Here is a 17,032-nt window from a genome sequence, read left to right as displayed (position 1 = left end):
ACAGGTTTAAAATCAACGCGATGAAATCCTGAAATGAATTCGGAAGGGCACTTCTGGGACTTTTTAGACGGCCTCTTTTTGTTTTAAACCCTTACTGTCTCCCGGAATATAACCGTCTGAAAACAATCATTTTTTAGTTTTCATGGATTTGTAACCATTGTAAGGTGCAAGCTTTTGGTATTAGAATCTGGGTGATACACTAAATCTTAAGGTTTTCAGCAAACAAAGCAGGGAAAGAGAGTTGCCAGAATAAAAAAATCCCGCCAAAGATAGCGGGATTAAGTGTTGTGGTTTTAGGTTTACCTTTACATCAAACTCAAAAAGCAATGATGAAAATAATATTAACAGAATGTAAAGGTGTTAACAAATGTGAGTATTTTTTTCTGTAAAAACAATATAAAAATGATTTTTTTATGGTTTTTTAAGAAATTGCAGAAAGTTTAACCGGTAATGATACGATCCTTAAGTGAAAAAATAGAATTTCCTGATCCTGAAGAAGCGACTTCTGAAGGATTGCTGGCTTTTGGCGGAGACCTTTCACATGAACGTCTGGTTTATGCATATAAGAATGGCATCTTTCCGTGGTTTGATGAAGGTTCCGTAATTCTCTGGTGGTGTCCGGATCCAAGAATGGTGCTGTATCCTGAAGATTTAAAAGTATCCAAAAGCATGAGGAGTATTCTTAAGAAGAATGTTTTTAAAGTGACTTTTAATAAGGATTTTGAAGGGGTTATTAATAACTGCGCGTCCATGCGAAGGACAGGTCAGGATGATACCTGGATCACGGAAGACATGAAAAAAGCTTATATGAAATTATATGAGCTTGGTTATGCCATGTCTGTTGAGGTCTGGAAAGATGAAAGCCTTGTCGGTGGAGTATACGGAGTAGATCTTGGAGACGTTTTTTGCGGTGAAAGCATGTTTGCCAGGGAGAGCAATGCATCGAAGGCCGGCTTTATAACGCTGGTCAAACATCTCAGGAAAAAAAACTATAAACTAATAGATTGTCAGGTGTACACCGATCATCTTGCAAGTTTGGGAGCGGTTGAAATCCCACGCAATGAGTTTCTTAAAATAATACAAGCTGTTAAGGGGTAACTTCGTTGTACCTGAAACATCCGACCTCATGATCGTTTACCATTCCTGTGGCTTGCATATGTGCATAGATGACAGTAGAGCCCACAAACTTGAAACCGCGTTTTTTCAGGTCTTTACTGATTTTATCTGATAACAATGTATTGGCAGGAGCGTCCTTGTAATGTGCAAGTTTGTTTTTAATCGGCTTTCCGTTAACAAAACTCCATATGTAATCACTGAAACAACCGAATTCTTCCTGAACTTTTATAAAAGCTTGAGCGTTTGTTACAGTAGCTTTAACTTTAAGTTTGTTTCTTATAATACCGGGATCTTTCAATAACGCCTCTGTTTTCTTTTCAGTGTACCGGGCAATTTTTTTATAATCGAAACTATCGAAAGCCGTCCTGAAATTTTCTCTTTTCCTTAAAACGGTTATCCAGCTTAAACCCGCCTGAAAGGTTTCCAGGGTCAGAAACTCAAACAAAGTGGCATCATCATATACAGGAACACCCCATTCCGTATCATGATATTCCTCGTAGAGTTCATCTCCTATACACCAACCGCAACGATTTTTCTGCATTATATGCTGTTTTTCTTTACAATCCTAAAAATACTACTTTTTTCCAATTATGAAACCGGTGTAAGTTTCATGTGGGAAAAACGTCCAAGATATTTCTTTGTACGAAAGCCTGTGAAGCATACATTGGAAAAACGAATGAGATGTTTAGGCACATCCTGGTAATACCGGGATGAAACATTAAAATATCGACGATCGGGCAAAAGCTGATAAATGTTAGCTTTTATTCGTGTCAGATGTATTTATTTTGCATGAGTATGGAAATAACGGTAAATAAAACAATTGAAGACAGCCTGACACAGGCTGTTTCATATAGTAAGTATAGAGAGCTGGTAGCGTCGCTGGCTTCTGAAGGCAGATCAAGTGCCCCGCAACAAAATGAGCAAATGTCCGAATACACCGTTCTCAATGAAAGGCGTATGAAGCGATGGGATAAAACAATAAAAATATCTGATGATACGTTGTCGGCCCTTAAAAATCTAGAACGACCTGTAACATGGCTGGTCTTAACGGAGAGCTGGTGTGGTGATGCTGCTCATGCATTGCCAATAATGAATAAAATAGCTGAGCAAACCGATAAAATCCGATTGGAAATTGTGTTTAGGGATCAGCATGAAGATCTGATGAATATGTTTTTAACCAATGGAGGAAAGTCGATCCCTAAATTAATAGTTATAGACGATATGAACTCTGATGTGACCGGCACCTGGGGGCCACGCCCTAAACCCGCAACCCGGATGGTATCGGATTACAAGGAAAAGTTCGGGAAAATTACCCCGGAATTAAAGCAGAACCTCCAAGTCTGGTATAATAAAGATAAGGGCCAGGCAATCTCTGAAGAGTTGATTGAATTACTCCCCCTGGAACTGGTAAGTAATGGTTCCTAGTTGGTCTGGTTTTTGCAGGTCCTTGTTAAACCGGGCTTTCAAAGCGTAATTGATGGCATTATCTATTAAGCACCCGTTTGTAGTAGTCGAACTGGCCTTGTTATAGGTAGCTTCTGTTACATTGCCATAGGCGTCAACTTTTACATTAACCACTACTTTCCCAAAACTGTCACAGGTATATACGGGGTTGGGGATGATCACTTTCGTACGGCCTTTTAAAGAATAGGAGATGGTTGTCCTTCTTTTAATATTGATATCTTTGTTCTCGGAGGACTTCTTATTGAGTTCCGCCATTTTTTGACGCTGCTCTTTAAGCTTTTCTCTGTACTTGGCAGTGCTGTTATTAAGTGCAAGATCATTTAGTTCCTCGGGACTTTCCTCCCCGTCAGTTTCATGTTGTTCCTGCCGCAGTTCTTCAAGGGTTTTGAGTTCTTCTAATTCCTCGTCAAACCTGCTTTTTATCTCATCTTCAGCCTCGTTATGAGCTTCATGGGTTTCAAGTTCTGCTAAATCATTCTTGAGTTCTTCTTTGAATTCTTCGGGAATTTCTTCCTCATACACCATTTCATAGCGTATTTCATCCTCCTGTTGTCCCCGTAAACGTATATTGTACAAAGTCAATACCAGCAGGGCCAATATGAAGAATGAAATCATTAATGATAATTGTTTATTGTTGGGGCTCATGATCACAATTTCTTCACCCTAAATATAAAAGAAAAATAGAAAACTCTATTGTAAACTTTCGGCAAATGCCTCGGGTGCTATTGCTTTATCTACGTTAAATTCACCTATTTTGGTTCTCCGCAGTGCAGATAAATAGGCGCCTGAATTCAAGGCCTTCCCGAAATCGTATGCCAAAGAGCGAATGTAGGTGCCTTTACTGCATACAACCCTGAAATGAATTTCAGGGAAACGGATATTTGTGATTTCAAATTCCGAGACTTCAACAACACGCGGATTTATTTTTACATCCTTCCCTTCCCTTGCAAATTCATACAGCCTTTTTCCGTCTTTTTTTAAGGCTGAGAATACAGGAGGTACCTGTTCTATTTTTCCAATAAATTTTCGGGTGGTTTTCAGAACAAGTTCTTCGGAGATATGTTCGGTTGGATATGTTTTGTCTATCCCGGTTTCGAGGTCGTATGACGGTGTGGTGGCGCCTATGGTGAACGTACCTGTATATTCTTTTATTTGTCCTTGCAGCTCGGGAATTTTCTTAGTGAATTTACCAACGCAAATAACCAATAATCCGGTAGCCAGCGGATCGAGTGTTCCTGCATGTCCGATCTTGATCTTCTTGATCTTGAATTTTTTAAGTATGGCCCATTTCAATTTATTTACTGCCTGAAACGAACTCCATTCCAGGGGCTTGTCGATCAACAGGATCTTTCCTTCTTTGAGCTCTTCTAGCGAATACATATCAACTGTTATAAAAAGAGTAAACAATGGCTGCCGCACCTACGAGCAAACAATAAACGGCGAAATAGGTGAGTTTGCTGCTTTTTACTAATTTAATCATCCAGGTGCAGGCTAGCAAGCCTGAAATAAAAGCAGCTACAAACCCGATCGCAAGCGGTGTAAACTGTTGTGAGTCATAGGTGATAGCGCCAGATCCTATTTCTTTGCAAATGCTTCCAAAGATCAAAGGCACTACCATGAGGAATGAAAAACGTGCAGCTTTGGTTTTATCAATCCCTAATAGTACCGAACTCGAAATAGTGGCGCCGCTTCTCGATATTCCGGGAAGCATGGCAATAGCCTGTGAGATCCCGATAATAAAGGCGTTGCTGTAGGTTACATTTTTTGAAGTGTCTTTTGCGCGGTCTGCCAGAAATAGTAACAATGCGGTTACCATAAGCATAAAACCTACCAGCTGAATGTTCTCGCCAAAAAGTTGCTCAAGCTGTTCCTCAAAAAACAACCCGACAAATACCGCCGGAATCATGGAAACAATAATTTTCAGTGAAAAAACAGTTTCCTTGTTCCATTTGAACTGGAATAATCCTCTTATAATTTCGAAAACGTCTTTTCTGAATACGACAATGGTGCTTAATGCTGTGGCAAAATGAAGAACAATTGTGAAAATGAGGCTTTCCTCCGGAATGGAGTCATCACCCAAAATAAACTTTCCAAGTTCCAGATGTCCGCTGGAAGATACCGGTAAAAATTCTGTCAACCCCTGGATAATTCCAAGGATAATTGCGTCAATTATATCCATTTAGGCTTTTTTCTGGCTATTTGGTGTTTTTCTTTTCCTTGTCCGGATTTAAAAGAATAGCATAGGCCTCAATAGCAAACCCGATTAAAATCAGGGTTGGAGCCAGTCTTATCCTTCGGAAACTGAAAATTTCCGGGTTAAACACATTCGGATCATCACTGCCGCCACCGCTCATCAGGATAAAACCGAGTGCGATTACTGCTAAACCGATAAACATAACGGTGTAGTTCTTTTTTTGAAATACAAAATCATGTGTAGGTTTTTTATTTTCTTTTTGTTGATTCTTTTTCATAACATGAGTTTAATAGTAAAGATCATCAGTTCTTAAATTAAGGAAACGTTGTGTGGCAATAAAGGTGCTTATCGTGGTAATGAAAATGCTCATCATAAAAATCCCGATAAATAATACGACCAGCCATACCGGATCGCCAAGAATATCGAGTTGTGGTAGCTTTATATCTGCATAATACAATACTCCTGCCATGGCCAGAATAGCTACAGTGGCACCCACCATGCCAAGCTTGACATTACGCCAGATAAACGGCTTCCTGATAAACGCCTTGGTTGCACCTACCATTTGCATGGTTTTGATAATAAAACGGTTCGAATATACCGACAATCGGATGGAACTGTTAATGAGTAATACGGCAATTAAGGTAAATACGGCACTGGCTATTAATATCCAGAAACTGATCCGCTTGATATTGTCGTTCAGTAATGAAATTAACGGTTGATCGTATGAAACTTCGTCTACGTAATTTTTTTCCGTTAGGCTGGCGGCTATGTTTTGTAAGCTGTCCGGATGTACATAGACAGCTTTTAAGTGTACATCGATAGAATTTTGCAATGGGTTGTACCCGAGAAAATCCATAAAGTTCTCTCCAATTTCCTTGCTGTGTTTTTCGGCAGCCTCTTCTTTGGATACAAATACTGCTGATTTTGTGTAATTGGCCATAGCCAGGCTTTGTTGTAGCTGTTTTATCTCAACATCTTTTGCCTGATCCTTTAAAAATACCGTAACGGCAACCTGCTCTTTAAAATGATCGGCCAGTTTTTTGGTATTTAAAATGAGCAGGCCAAGCATGCCCAGTAAGAATAATACCAGTGCAATACTCAGTACTACGGAAAAGTATGATGAAATTAACTTTCGTTTTTGGTAACGTTCAAAAGAATTGCTCATTATAAATATAATTGCTGGTGTAAAAGTAATAAAGTAATTTTAATACGTAAACTATAACTTAAACTCATGCAAATTGTTGTGTACGGAATTGGAGGTGTCGGAGGGTATTTTGGCGGAAAACTGGCAAAAACCAACCATAAGGTCACTTTCATAGCCAGGGGAAGACATCTGGAGGCCATACAAAAAAATGGACTGCAGGTGAAAAGTATTTATGGCGATTTTGTAGCGGCACCGAATAGTGTAACAAGCGATGTCCGCAGTATAGAAACACCGGATCTGGTGCTGGTATGTACGAAATCGTGGCAGGTAAGTGACGTTGCACGCGATATTAAACCCATATTGGAAGAAAATACGATGGTTCTTCCCTTGCAGAATGGAGCAGATAATGCCGATAAGTTAATGGAAGTACTCGGAGGGAAACACGTGATAGGTGGTTTGTGCAGGATTATCAGCTTTATAGAATCTCCCGGGGTTATAAGGCATAAGGCATTTCACCCGCAAGTAATGTTCGGAGAGCTGGACAATGAAAAAAGTGAACGGATTCAACACCTTAAAAAGATTTTTGACGAAGCAGGTTTTGATAATCTGATAGCTGATGACATCGGAGCCGCAGTCTGGAAAAAATTTCTGTTTATCTGTACCATCAGCGGGATTGGAGCATTAACAAGGTCTGAAATGGGGGGTATGCGGGAAAACCCTTTTGTGATGGATATAATGCGTCAAACGGCCAGCGAAATTTTGCTTCTTGCCCGGGCAAAAGGGATAAATTTAACCCAGAAGGATGTCGATGCGGTTTTTGAAGGGATTGCAAAACAAGATCCGCATACTACAGCCTCGATGCAACGTGATATCATGGAAGGAAAGCCATCAGAACTGGAAGATTTTAACGGTTATGTAGTTCGTGAAGCTATAAAGTACGGTGTTGATGTGCCGGTCAATGAATTTATCTATAATCTTTTATTGCTTCAGGAAAAAAGAGCGAGAAGCAAATATTAGAGGGTTCCCAGGATAACCTCCATTTCTTTCATGGCATGGTCGTATCCTAAGGTAAAAGCCTTCTCGATCATTTTAGTGTCTAAAACGCTGATTTTTTCTATGTCGTCAGGGATAAAGACATAATTACAGCTTTTAAATTTATTGTAGTAAAGGGCATCCATACCGATGTGATAAACACGTTGAATCAGTTTCAGGGTCGTGTTCACTTCGCTTTTTTCTACTTTCCGTATTGGGTTTACAAAACTGCCTAAAATGGCATCGCAATCTCTTTGAAGCGGGGCGATCGGAAAGTTGTTTAAGATACCCCCGTCAGAGTATAGGTCACCATTGATCTCAATAGGCGAAAAGTAAGGAGGCAATGCGGAAGAAGCGATAAGAGGCTTAATGAGTTCCCCCGAATTAAAAAACGCAACCCTTCCTGTTGTAATATTCGTAGCCGTTATAGTTATCGGGATATCAAGCTCTTCAAAAGTGTCTTTCCTGAAATATTTCTTGAATAGAAGATGGTATTTGGCGCTGTCCATAATCCCCGGTTTGTTCATGGCAAATAATGAGAACTTAAAAACAGGAGTTTCTTTAAAAAAGGCAATCATCTCATCGTGCCGGTAGCCGGAAGCATAAAGGGCGGCAACCAACGCTCCCCCGCTGGTTCCCGACAGTGCTGCCGGATGAATGCCATGTTCAGCAAGAGCCTTTAAAAAGCCAACATGGGCCAGGGCTTTTACACCCCCGCCCGAGAGAACTATTCCAATTTTTTTGTCAGGCATGTTATTTTGGGTTTAAATAATACGCTTTCAAGATAATGGTTTAGAAAGTAAAGTAAAAAAGCTTAAAAATATTTCATTGTATCCCTGTACTTCATAGAATGAAGTAATTTAAATCTCGATGATCGAGTAAAAGTAAGAATTTTTATCGTTTTCTTGAGTATTGCTGCAAATGTTGAAACGCTTAAAGAAGTATCTATTTCTTTTTCAGAGTCATGCATTAATCGTATTTTTGCCCACCGAATTATGATATTTATTTAGGAGGCATAGCCGTCATTATACAGAAGTTAATAAAGATGAAGTACAATTTCAACGAAATTGAAGCCAAGTGGCAGAAGTATTGGAGAGAAAACAAAACATTTAAAGCTGAAAATAACAGCGACAAGCCAAAATATTATGTGCTCGATATGTTTCCTTACCCGTCAGGGGCAGGATTGCATGTAGGGCATCCGCTTGGATATATAGCCAGTGATATCTATTCGCGATTTAAGCGTCATCAGGGATATAATGTATTGCACCCGATGGGGTATGATTCCTTCGGACTACCTGCTGAACAATACGCTATTCAGACAGGGCAACACCCGGCAGTTACAACAGAAGCCAATATTACAAGATACCGCGAACAGTTGGATAAAATCGGGTTCTCTTTCGACTGGAGCCGCGAAGTGCGAACGTCTAATCCTGAATATTATAAATGGACACAGTGGATATTTATCCGGTTATTCAATTCATGGTACAATATTGATGCGGATAAGGCCGAAGATATTTCAACTTTAATTGCAACGTTTGAAGTGGAAGGGAATACGGACGTAAATGCTGTTTGTGATGAAGATGCAGAAGCTTTTACTGCCGATCAGTGGAAGTCTTTTTCTGAAGAAGAAAAACAAACCGTTCTTTTAAAATACAGATTGACCTATCTGGCGGAGACCGAAGTAAACTGGTGTCCTGCATTGGGTACTGTGCTGGCGAATGATGAAATTGTAAATGGCGTTTCAGAACGTGGGGGGCATCCGGTAATACGTAAAAAAATGATGCAGTGGAGTATGCGGATTACTGCCTATGCACAACGTTTGTTAGACGGACTGGCCAAAGTTGACTGGCCCTTGCCGCTAAAAGAATCGCAAACCAATTGGATCGGGCGCTCGGAAGGGGCGTCGGTGAAATTTAAGATTGATGGACACAACGAAATGATAGAAGTGTTCACCACGCGTCCGGATACCATATTCGGAGTTACCTTTATGACGCTGGCACCGGAACTGGACCTGGTAAAAGAGATTACAACAACCGAACAAAAAGCCGAAGTTGAAGCCTATATCGATGCTACGGCAAAACGTAGTGAACGAGACCGAATGGCCGATGTGAAAACCATTTCGGGTGTGTTTACCGGAGCTTATGCGATTCATCCTTTTACCGGAGAGCAAATTCCGGTCTGGATAGGTGATTATGTGCTGGCAAGTTACGGAACAGGTGCTGTAATGGCGGTACCGTGTGGCGATCAGCGTGATTACGATTTTGCAAAACACTTCAATATTCCGATTAAAAATATTTTTGATGGGGTAGCTATCTCTGAAGAAGCTTTTGCCGATAAAGACAATACAAAAATTGCCAATTCCGATTTTATTAGCGGATTAGGATATAAAGAAGCGACCCAAAAAGTAATTGAGAAGCTTGAAGCAATGGGCCAAGGAAAAGGTAAGATTAATTACCGTCTGCGTGATGCTGTATTCAGCCGTCAGCGATATTGGGGAGAACCGTTCCCTGTTTATTATGTAAACGGACTGCCGCAAATGATCGAAGCCGAATATCTGCCGATTCGCTTGCCGGAAGTAGAGAAATACCTGCCGACAGAAACAGGCGAGCCGCCGTTGGGGAATGCCGGTGTGTGGGCCTGGGATACGGAAAAACATGAAGTAGTTTCAAACGATCTGGTAGATCATGAAACGGTATTTCCGTTAGAGCTGAATACCATGCCGGGTTGGGCAGGGTCTTCGTGGTATTTTAACCGCTATATGGATGCCGCTAACGAAAAAGAATTTGCTTCACAGGAGGCATTAAATTACTGGAAAGATGTCGACTTGTACATAGGCGGAAGTGAACATGCTACCGGACACTTGCTGTACAGCCGCTTCTGGCAAAAATTCCTTTTCGACAGAGGCTTGTTGCCTGTCGATGAATTTGCCAGGAAACTCATCAACCAGGGAATGATCCTGGGAACGAGTGCTTTTGTGTATAGAATAGAAGGTGAAAATAAATTTGTATCAAAAGGGTTAAAAGGAGATTATGATATACAGCCAATTCATACCGACGTGTCTTTTGTAAACGCTTCGGATGAATTAGATGTTGAAGCATTTAAAAACTGGCGACCTGAGTTTAAAGATGCTGAGTTCATTCTTGAAGAAGGCAAATATGTTGTTGGACGCGAAGTTGAAAAAATGTCCAAGTCGAAGTACAACGTAGTAAATCCGGATGATATTTGCGATGAATACGGAGCGGATACCCTGCGTTTGTACGAAATGTTCTTAGGGCCATTAGAACAAGCGAAGCCGTGGAATACGGCCGGTATTACAGGGGTAGCAGGGTTCTTAAAGAAACTTTGGCGTTTGTATTTTGATGATAACGGCTTAATCGTTACCGATAACGAACCGGGGAAAGATTCATTAAAGACTTTGCATAAAACCATTAAGAAAGCAACAGAAGATATCGGCAACTTCTCATTTAATACCTCAGTCTCAGGATTTATGATTGCCGTGAATGAGTTAACAGCACAAAAATGCCACGAGCGTGCTGTTTTAGAGCCATTGGCTGTTTTAATATCACCGTATGCACCACACATTGCTGAAGAATTATGGGCCGGTTTGGGGCATGATGAATCAATAGCTACAGCTTCGTGGCCGGTATTTGATGAAAAACACCTCGTAGAAAGCAGTAAGGAATATCCGGTATCATTCAACGGAAAAATGCGTTTCAAAAAAGAACTGCCACTCGATCTTTCGAAAGAAGAAATAGAGAAGATTATTTTAGAAGACGATCGCACCAAAACCCAGTTAAATGGCAGAGCGCCTAAAAAGGTAATTGTGGTTCCGGGCAAAATAATTAATATTGTCGGGTAATGAAATTCTTTAAGGGAAGCTTACATTATCAAACGCGTAAAATACACAGGTATCTGGGTGTCTTTATAGGCATCCAGTTTTTTTTCTGGACATTGGGCGGATTGTATTTTTCCTGGAATGACATGGATGATGTGCATGGCGACACCTACAGGCACGCTCCCTATCCGGTGACTGAAAATGCGAATTTACACCATATCCAGTCGGCATTGGACAGCTTAAAAACAGATGCTGTATTGCAGGATTTTCAGACATACAACAATGGTGTCGATGAGCTTGCTTTGCTGAAAGTGAAGATTTCCGGTCATATTCAGAACCTGGTATACAGCCTTGGTGATTTGAGTATCATGAGGCCGGTATCTGAAACGCAGGCGGTTTTAATTGCGACAAAGGGTTTAACCGATGTCTTTGAAGTGAAGACTGTTGAATATTTAAAAGATGGAGTTAATGCTCATCATGAATATCGGGGAAAGCCATTGCCGGCTTATGTAGTTACTTTTAACAATGAAGAAGAAACTTCGGTGTATGTTTCTACGCAATCACACCGGATTACCAGTATCCGGAATAATAATTGGAGACGTTTTGATTTTCTCTGGATGTTGCATACCATGGATTATGAAAGCCGCGATTATATCACTAACTGGGTATTGCGTTTCTTTTCAGTTTTAGGGATGTTGACCATTTTGTCAGGATTTATGCTTTTTTGGATTTCATCACCAACGATAAGAAAGACAAAGAAAAAGCTCAAGAACTGACAAAAGTACAGATTGTTAAAACCGAGCTAAAACGGCCGGATTTTTGATATCTTCATTGTATATTTATCACAGTTAATTTTTGAAATATGTTAGGATATTATATTCTTATTGGTGGTATTGCGCTTATAAGCATGCTTGTAAGCTCTAAACTTAAAAGCAAATTCAAGCATTATTCTCAGGTGTACCTGAGAAACGGATTGAGCGGAAAGGAAATTGCCGAGAAAATGCTTGCAGATAATGGTGTTTATGATGTAAAGGTTATTTCAACTCCGGGAATGCTTACGGACCATTACAACCCGAAAAATAAAACAGTAAACCTTAGTGAGTCAGTATACAATCAACGAAATGCAGCAGCTGCAGCAGTAGCGGCACACGAATGTGGGCACGCCGTGCAACATGCACAGGCCTACCAATGGCTGGAAATGCGTTCTAAGCTTGTGCCTGTGGTAAGCGTTACTTCGGGAATGTCACAATGGCTTGTTATTGGTGGATTGATACTAGGAGCTGCTTCTGGTGTTGGAATGGGGTACTGGGTAGCGGTAGCCGGACTTGTCTTTATGGGAATGGCAACACTCTTTAGTTTTGTTACACTTCCGGTAGAGTATGATGCGAGTAACAGGGCTTTAGCCTGGTTGCAAAACAAAAACATGGTGAGTCAGCAGGAATATAAAGCTGCCGAAGATTCATTAAAGTGGGCTGCACGTACCTATGTGGTTGCTGCCATAGGAGCTCTTGCAAATCTCGTATACTGGGCCTTGCAGGTGTTTGGAAGCAGGGATTAAGTCCTTGATATTAAAACATACTAAAAAAAACCGTCCGAGAGTATATGCCGGACGGTTTTTTCTTACTCAGCTCAAGCCATCAGCTTCTTGATAAAACTCACAGGAGGCTAACGTTGTTTTCAGAGGTAAATATTGATTTTAATGATTACTTTCTTTATATTCATCTAAATTTGCGGTGTCGCTTAGAAGATGTCAAAAAAACATCAATTATGCCTTTCTTAGATGCCATAAATTCCGTTCAAGTCCGTAGCTTCCATGTATCCCATCTGGAATCAGTATGGTGAAGACATGGCTTGGCCTGTTCTCATATCAGGAAGGATATGCCTGTTTTTATATAATACTGTAGTGATTTGAGTGAAGGTCTGTGAACACATCCATTCTTCTTTTTTAGGTTTTCCTTTTAATGCCCCGAGGTAGTTTGCTATAGTTAAAGTGCAAGGTGTTAATGTTGATGAAGAATACCGCTAATCTTGGGTTCGCTCCGCCGTGTTTATATACTTATTTGCCTGTCAATTTGTTGTGCCAGCGATATAAATGTTTCGGTTCTTGAAACCCCCTCTATGCTCTGAATCTTGTGATTTAACAGGTTCATAAGATGTTCGTTGTCTTTACAGATGATCTTTGCCAGGATGCTCCAGTTTCCGGTGGTGTAATGGCATTCGAGTACTTCAGGAATCTTTCGCAGCTGCTTTACAGCTTCGGGGTTTCGCATGGCTTTATCGAGGTAGATGCCTATAAATGCCATTGTAGTATAGCCCAGTACTTTCGGATTGATTATAAATTTAGAGCCTGCAATCAGGCCGCTTTGTTCCAGCTTTCTCAATCGTTGATGGATAGCAGCTCCTGAGATACCGATCTTTCGTGCAATTTCTAAAATCGGTTTGCGAGCGTCTTCCATTAGAAAACGAAGAATTTCTTTGTCTATACCGTCTATTTCTATTTTATCGTCGTTTACTTTCATCGTGTGAGTGATAAATTGAAAGTAAAGTTACAAAATAGGTTTTAATATGAAACTATAGAGTCTGTGCCGGACGAAGGCAAAACACACCTGGTAACAAACCCTAAGCCGGCGGGTTTTAAAAGTCATTGTTGAGATTGAGCATGTTGTTTAACCAGCCACATTGTTGGGGTTGTATCCCTGGTAGGGTAGTATGTTTTCGTTAAATTTTATACCGTATGTTTCCAGTTCATTTAATACCGGGAGGTAGAGTTCTTTGTTAAGAGGAATCTGAACCCCCGGGGTTGTGTATCGTTTATTTAAGATTTGTAAGGTGGCAATACCAATCGGAAGCCCTACAGTTTTAGCCATGGCCGTATAGGTTTTGTCTTCCCCGGTTACGACCAGAGTAGAATCTATCTGGTGTTTCTTTCCATTCACTTCATAACCGAACTTATGGTACATGGCAATCATATCCTTGTCGCTCTCGGAGAGTGTCCATTTGTCTTCCAGTATTTTTTGCAGTATCTGGGCAGGCGTAGCTTTTTCAAGTTCAACACGTTTGTCTTTATTAAAGAGATCGAGTTCCACCAGTTTGTCCCACATAATATCGTCCTGGTCGATTTTCAGGTAGTGTCTGAGTTTTAATTCAACAGCGTCAGAGGGAGAATATGGCAAAAAGGCATTGGTGAAATCGCGGTAGCTCATATTTTGAGAGTCTTCAATAACATAACTGTCATCAGTCATTCCTAATTGCACGAACATATTCCAGGCTTTAGAAAAACCAACCCTTCTGAGGGTTCCCCTGTATAACGTCAATACATCGTCAAGTCCGTAAGCAGAACGGTATTTCAGGGAATCCCTGTTTGCATAGCCTTCAAATCTGCCATGACCTTCAATAGTAAGAAACTCAGTCCTCCTGAACAATTTATGGTACGGGATATATTTATAGGCGCCTTCCTGTATAAATTTGGCGGCGCCACCCTGACCGGCCAAAACAACATTTCTAGGGTTCCAGGTAAATTTATAGTTCCAGAGATTATTATCGCTTTCCGGAGCTACCAAGCCGCCGGTAAATGATTCAAACAAAATCATTTTGCCATTTTTATCGCGTATTTCATCAATCACTTTCATGGCGCTCATATGGTCGATGCCCGGATCGAGTCCGATTTCATTCATAAATACCAAACCGGCATTCTTAACTTCTTCGTCGAGGGCTTTCATTTCGTCACTTACGTAGGAGGCTGTAATCAGGTTTTTCTTCTGATCCAGGCATTCTTTAGCTATTTGAATATGAAATCGAGCCGGAACCATCGATATGACAATAGTGGCTTTTTCTATAGCTGTTTTAAGCTCGGATTCGTTAAATATATCTAGTTTGAGTAATTCAACATTTGAAGCATCTCTTACCAATACCCTGGCATTCTCCAGCTGAATGTCAGCTATAGTAAGAAATAAATTTTCCTTCTCAGACTTCTCTAATAGATACCGTACTAAAAATGAAATTGATTTACCCGCTCCAATGATTAAAATGTTTCTCATTCTGTTGTAAGTTCTGTATTTTTGAATTATATAACACGAATGTAGCAATTTGTTATATTTATAAAAAATTTCCCTTGTAAAGTTATGAACAAAACAATTTTGAGTGTTGCTGCCATCTTAGGTATGCTGGCGGTAATTTTAGGAGCTTTTGGTGCTCATGGTCTGAAAAAATTAGTAGATGCTGATGCAATTAACACTTTCGAGACCGGTGTTCGCTATCAGATGTACCATGCGTTACTTTTATTATTCGTCGGAGGTACTGGGTATCTGAACAATGGAGCTAAAATGACTATTTTTTATCTCGTCGTGGGAGGAATTATACTGTTTTCCGGCTCGATCTACGGATTGGCGACTAACGATTTATCATCATTTGATTTTAAAAAGATAGGATTTGTTACTCCGATAGGCGGATTGCTTCTGATTATTGCATGGGGAATGTTAATATTTAACGTTTTATCTATAAAAACTAAATAATCATCACAACTCAAACGTTGTAGTAGCTATAATTTCATATTTTTGCCTTGTAAAAACGCTTAAAACAAACTAACACAAAAAACAGTTATTATGGCTACAAATTCCCTGGTAACGAATCACATTTCGTTAAAGAAGTATGGAATAAATAATGCCAATGTGTATTATCAGCTTTCACCAGAAGAGCTACACAGCATTACGATCGAAAAAGATATGGGTAAGGAAGCTTCCTCGGGAGCATTAGCCATCAATACTGGAGAGTTTACGGGTCGTTCGCCTAAAGATCGTTTTATTGTCAAAGACGAAATAACCAACGATAAGGTCTGGTGGGGAGATATTAATATTCCTTTTGCTCCTGAAAAGTTTGATAAGCTATACGATAAGGTTGTGGCTTATCTTTCGGAAAAAGATGTTTATGTAAGAGACAGTTATGTTTGTGCTGATCAGAAGTACAGGCAGAACATCAGGGTAATTAATGAATATCCCTGGAGTAATTTGTTTGCTTATAATATGTTCTTGCGTCCTGAAGAGGCCGAACTGGATAATTTCAAGGAAGACTGGTTGGTAGTAAATGCACCCGGTTTTATGGCAGAACCTGAAGCAGACGGAACACGCCAGCATAACTTCGCTATTTTAAATTTTACGAAGAAGATTGCCTTAATCGGAGGTACCGGCTATACGGGTGAAATTAAAAAAGGTATTTTTTCTGCCTTGAATTTCTTATTGCCTGTATATCATAATACACTTCCTATGCATTGTAGTGCCAATGTGGGGGTAAAAGGAGATACTTCTATCTTCTTTGGCCTTTCCGGAACCGGTAAGACAACCTTGTCAGCCGACCCGAATCGAAAACTGATAGGGGATGATGAGCACGGGTGGACTCCTGAGGATACCATTTTTAATTTTGAAGGAGGGTGCTATGCCAAAGCGATTAACCTTTCTGCCGAAAGCGAACCGGAGATTTATGGTGCAATAAAAAATGGCGCTATCCTGGAAAATGTAATCATGGATGAGAATGGAGTGGTTGACTTTGCCGATGTTTCGATTACTCAAAATACCAGGGTCAGTTACCCGATTTATCATATTGAAAATATTCAACAGCCATCGATAGGGAAGAATCCAAAGAATATATTCTTCTTAACGGCTGATGCTTTCGGAGTACTACCTCCTATTTCTAAGTTAACTCCCGGTCAGGCAGCATATCATTTTATTTCAGGATATACGGCCAAAGTAGCGGGAACAGAAGCCGGAATTACCGAACCTGTACCAAGTTTTTCAGCTTGTTTTGGAGCGCCTTTTATGCCTTTGCACCCAACTGTGTATGCCGAAATGCTGAGTAAGAAAATGAAGGAGGCCGGAGTGAATGTATGGCTTATAAATACCGGATGGACCGGTGGACCCTACGGAGTCGGCAAGCGGATGGCGCTTAAATACACAAGGGCCATGATTACAGCTGCAATGAACGGTGTATTGCCAGATGAGATAAATTACGAAAATTATCATATTCATTCCGTTTTCGGATTGGCTCAGCCAAGATCGTGTCCTAATGTGCCTACGGAAGTTTTAAGTTCAAGGAGAACGTGGGGCAATGATCAAGGGTACTATGAAAAAGCCCATCAGTTGGCAAATGCTTTCAAGGAGAATTTCAAAAAGTTTGAATCTTTTGCCAATGATGAGATAAAAGCCGGAGGACCTCTGGTTTAATTTGTTTTATAATTGATGCGATAAAAGGGGCTGTC

The 17,032-nt window shown here is 40.4% G+C and carries 17 protein-coding genes; 8 read left to right on the top strand and 9 right to left on the bottom strand.

Annotated features, from left to right (window positions below; all coding sequences use genetic code 11):
* Window positions 1-450: 450 nt before the first annotated feature.
* Window positions 451-1,098 carry a leucyl/phenylalanyl-tRNA--protein transferase gene (aat, locus tag MQE36_RS03965; protein WP_423242476.1) on the top strand — a complete coding sequence of 216 codons (648 nt, stop codon included), beginning with the start codon at window positions 451-453 and terminating at the stop codon, window positions 1,096-1,098.
* Here the strand turns inward: aat and MQE36_RS03960 are convergent.
* Complete coding sequence (locus MQE36_RS03960) at window positions 1,088-1,657, bottom strand: DNA-3-methyladenine glycosylase I (protein ID WP_242937877.1); 570 nt, start codon at window positions 1,655-1,657, stop codon at window positions 1,088-1,090. The genes aat and MQE36_RS03960 overlap by 11 nt on opposite strands.
* 254 nt (window positions 1,658-1,911) lie before the next feature.
* Here MQE36_RS03960 and MQE36_RS03955 point away from each other — a divergent pair, with 254 nt between their 5' ends.
* Window positions 1,912-2,541: a thioredoxin family protein gene (locus MQE36_RS03955; protein ID WP_242937876.1), complete on the top strand. Its 630-nt coding sequence runs from the start codon at window positions 1,912-1,914 to the stop codon at window positions 2,539-2,541.
* Here the strand turns inward: MQE36_RS03955 and MQE36_RS03950 are convergent.
* The 5 genes from MQE36_RS03950 to MQE36_RS03930 all read right to left on the bottom strand — a co-directional run bounded on the left by MQE36_RS03950 (window position 2,506) and on the right by MQE36_RS03930 (window position 5,939).
* Window positions 2,506-3,195, bottom strand: coding sequence for a hypothetical protein (locus MQE36_RS03950; protein WP_242937875.1), 690 nt, complete (start codon window positions 3,193-3,195; stop codon window positions 2,506-2,508). The two genes, MQE36_RS03955 and MQE36_RS03950, sit on opposite strands and share 36 nt — an antisense overlap.
* Window positions 3,196-3,270: 75 nt before the next feature.
* Window positions 3,271-3,960 (bottom strand): tRNA pseudouridine(55) synthase TruB, encoded by a 690-nt coding sequence (gene truB, locus MQE36_RS03945; RefSeq protein ID WP_242937874.1) that lies wholly within the window; start codon window positions 3,958-3,960, stop codon window positions 3,271-3,273.
* A 1-nt stretch (window position 3,961) separates the two neighbouring features.
* The gene (locus MQE36_RS03940) at window positions 3,962-4,759 is read right to left on the bottom strand and encodes an undecaprenyl-diphosphate phosphatase (RefSeq protein WP_242937873.1); all 798 of its coding nucleotides are present in this window, start codon (window positions 4,757-4,759) and stop codon (window positions 3,962-3,964) included.
* Between the two features lie 16 nt (window positions 4,760-4,775).
* Window positions 4,776-5,051, bottom strand: a complete 276-nt coding sequence (locus MQE36_RS03935) for a DUF3098 domain-containing protein (RefSeq protein ID WP_242937872.1) — start codon at window positions 5,049-5,051, stop codon at window positions 4,776-4,778.
* A 9-nt stretch (window positions 5,052-5,060) separates the two neighbouring features.
* Window positions 5,061-5,939, bottom strand: a complete 879-nt coding sequence (locus tag MQE36_RS03930) for a cell division protein FtsX (protein ID WP_242937871.1) — start codon at window positions 5,937-5,939, stop codon at window positions 5,061-5,063.
* Between the two features lie 66 nt (window positions 5,940-6,005).
* On the opposite strand from MQE36_RS03930, the gene MQE36_RS03925 reads away from it, so the two are divergent.
* Entirely contained in the window at window positions 6,006-6,935 is a 930-nt protein-coding gene (locus tag MQE36_RS03925) for a ketopantoate reductase family protein (RefSeq protein ID WP_242937870.1), read from the top strand.
* Here the strand turns inward: MQE36_RS03925 and MQE36_RS03920 are convergent.
* On the bottom strand, window positions 6,932-7,702 hold the full coding sequence (locus MQE36_RS03920) for a patatin-like phospholipase family protein (protein WP_242937869.1): 771 nt from the start codon (window positions 7,700-7,702) through the stop codon (window positions 6,932-6,934). The two genes, MQE36_RS03925 and MQE36_RS03920, sit on opposite strands and share 4 nt — an antisense overlap.
* 293 nt (window positions 7,703-7,995) lie before the next feature.
* On the opposite strand from MQE36_RS03920, the gene leuS reads away from it, so the two are divergent.
* The 3 genes from leuS to MQE36_RS03905 all read left to right on the top strand — a co-directional run bounded on the left by leuS (window position 7,996) and on the right by MQE36_RS03905 (window position 12,343).
* On the top strand, window positions 7,996-10,809 hold the full coding sequence (gene leuS / locus MQE36_RS03915) for a leucine--tRNA ligase (protein ID WP_242937868.1): 2,814 nt from the start codon (window positions 7,996-7,998) through the stop codon (window positions 10,807-10,809).
* Window positions 10,809-11,561 carry a PepSY domain-containing protein gene (locus MQE36_RS03910; protein ID WP_242937867.1) on the top strand — a complete coding sequence of 251 codons (753 nt, stop codon included), beginning with the start codon at window positions 10,809-10,811 and terminating at the stop codon, window positions 11,559-11,561. Before leuS ends, MQE36_RS03910 begins: the two co-directional genes overlap by 1 nt.
* A gap of 86 nt (window positions 11,562-11,647) precedes the next feature.
* Complete coding sequence (locus tag MQE36_RS03905) at window positions 11,648-12,343, top strand: zinc metallopeptidase (protein WP_242937866.1); 696 nt, start codon at window positions 11,648-11,650, stop codon at window positions 12,341-12,343.
* A 490-nt stretch (window positions 12,344-12,833) separates the two neighbouring features.
* Here the strand turns inward: MQE36_RS03905 and MQE36_RS03900 are convergent, their stop codons facing one another.
* Entirely contained in the window at window positions 12,834-13,304 is a 471-nt protein-coding gene (locus tag MQE36_RS03900; RefSeq protein WP_242937865.1) for an Lrp/AsnC family transcriptional regulator, read from the bottom strand.
* Window positions 13,305-13,451: 147 nt separating this feature from the next.
* Window positions 13,452-14,822, bottom strand: a complete 1,371-nt coding sequence (locus MQE36_RS03895; RefSeq protein ID WP_242937864.1) for a saccharopine dehydrogenase family protein — start codon at window positions 14,820-14,822, stop codon at window positions 13,452-13,454.
* A gap of 84 nt (window positions 14,823-14,906) precedes the next feature.
* Here MQE36_RS03895 and MQE36_RS03890 point away from each other — a divergent pair, with 84 nt between their 5' ends.
* Window positions 14,907-15,296 (top strand): DUF423 domain-containing protein, encoded by a 390-nt coding sequence (locus MQE36_RS03890; protein WP_242937863.1) that lies wholly within the window; start codon window positions 14,907-14,909, stop codon window positions 15,294-15,296.
* Between the two features lie 90 nt (window positions 15,297-15,386).
* Window positions 15,387-16,997, top strand: a complete 1,611-nt coding sequence (gene pckA, locus MQE36_RS03885) for a phosphoenolpyruvate carboxykinase (ATP) (protein WP_242937862.1) — start codon at window positions 15,387-15,389, stop codon at window positions 16,995-16,997.
* The last annotated feature ends 35 nt before the right edge of the window (window positions 16,998-17,032 follow it).

It is taken from the genome of Zhouia spongiae (assembly GCF_022760175.1).
In the GTDB taxonomy this organism is placed as follows: Bacteria; Bacteroidota; Bacteroidia; order Flavobacteriales; family Flavobacteriaceae; genus Zhouia; species Zhouia spongiae.
The sequence above is the reverse complement of the archived record's forward strand: the minus strand, read 5'-3'. Positions and strand labels throughout refer to the sequence as shown.